We start from the raw sequence: 1,560 nt of genomic DNA, 5'->3' as shown, positions 1-1,560 counted from the left end.
TCTGCCGGGTCGACGTGGGTGCCGCCAACGGCACCGGTGACCCGCAGGAGATCGTCTGCGGGGCGCGCAACTTCGCCGTCGGTGACCGGGTGGTGGTGATCCTGCCCGGCGGCGTGCTGCCCGGCGGCTTCGCCATCGGCGCCCGCAAGACGTACGGGCACAACTCGGCGGGCATGATCTGCTCGGCCAAGGAGCTGGGCCTGGGCGACGACCACTCCGGCATCATCGTGCTGGGGCCGGACGTGACGGCCAAGCCGGGTGACGACGCGCGCCCGGTGGTCGGCCTGGACGACGTCGTGCTCGATCTGGAGATCACCCCCGACCGGGGGTACGCGCTGAGCCTGCGCGGCCTGGCCCGGGAGCTGTCGCACGCGTTCGAGGTGCCGTTGCGCGACCCGGCCCTGACGCCGGCACCGGGCGGCACCGAGACGCCCGCGTACCCGGTGGAGGTCCGCGACCCGGTCGGCTGCGACCGGTTCACCGCCCGCCTGGTCCGCGGGGTCGACCCGACCGCGCCCACCCCGTCGTGGATGGCCCAGCGGCTCGTCACCGCCGGCATCCGCAGCATCTCGCTGCCGGTGGACATCACCAACTACGTGATGCTGGAGCTGGGCCAGCCGATGCACGCGTTCGACGCCGACCGGATCGTCGGGCCGCTGGTGGTCCGCCGCGCCGAGGCGGGGGAGAAGCTGACCACCCTCGACGGCGTCAACCGGGTGCTCACCGCCGACGACATGGTGATCTGCGACGACACTGGGCCGATCTCCCTGGCGGCGGTGATGGGCGGCGAGACCAGCGAGGTCGTCACCGGCGGCACCACGAACGTGCTCTTCGAGGCGGCGCACTGGGACCCGGCGATGGTCGGGCGGACCGCCCGCCGGCACAAGCTGTTCAGCGAGGCCGCGAAGCGCTGGGAGCGGGGCGTCGACCCGGCCGTGGCGCTGGTCGCGCTGGAGCGTGCCGTGCGGCTGCTCACCGAGCACGGCGGGGGCACCCCGAGCGCGGAGATCCTGGACATCGACCACGTCCGTCCGCGTACCCCGATCAGCCTGCCGGCGGACCTGCCGACCCGGCGGGTCGGCGTCGAGTACCCGCCGGCGCGGGTGGTCGCCCTGCTGGAGCGGGTCGGCTGCACCGTCGCGCAGGGCGCGGACCGGTTGTCCGAGGACCCGGGCGTGGTCGGTGTGGCCAGCGGCGTGGGGACGGTGCTGAGCGTCACCCCGCCGACCTGGCGGCCCGACCTGACCGACCCGGCCGACCTGGTCGAGGAGGTGGTCCGCCTCGACGGGTACGACAAGGTGCCGTCGGTGCTGCCGACCGCGCCCCCCGGTCGTGGTCTGACCCCCCGGCAGCGTCGCCGCCGGGCCGTCGCCGACTCGCTGGCCGAGCGGGGGTACGTGGAGGTGCTCGCGCACCCCTTCGTGTCGCCGGAGCTGGCAGACCAGCTCGGCCTGCCGGCCGACGACCCGCGTCGGCCCGCGGTGCGGCTGGCCAACCCACTGTCCGAGGAGGAGCCGCTGCTGCGCACCACGCTGCTCGGCCCGCTGCTCGGCACCCTCA

General features: G+C 74.9%; 1 protein-coding gene. It reads left to right on the top strand.

Annotated features, from left to right (window positions below; genetic code table 11):
• Positions 1–1,560, top strand: a 1,560-nt coding sequence (locus KBX53_RS32495) for a phenylalanine--tRNA ligase subunit beta (RefSeq protein ID WP_210863682.1), incomplete at both ends; no start/stop codon positions are given.

It is taken from the genome of Micromonospora sp. M51 (assembly GCF_018070305.1).
GTDB classification, from domain to species: domain Bacteria; phylum Actinomycetota; class Actinomycetes; order Mycobacteriales; family Micromonosporaceae; genus Micromonospora; species Micromonospora parva.
The sequence above is the reverse complement of the archived record's forward strand: the minus strand, read 5'-3'. Positions and strand labels throughout refer to the sequence as shown.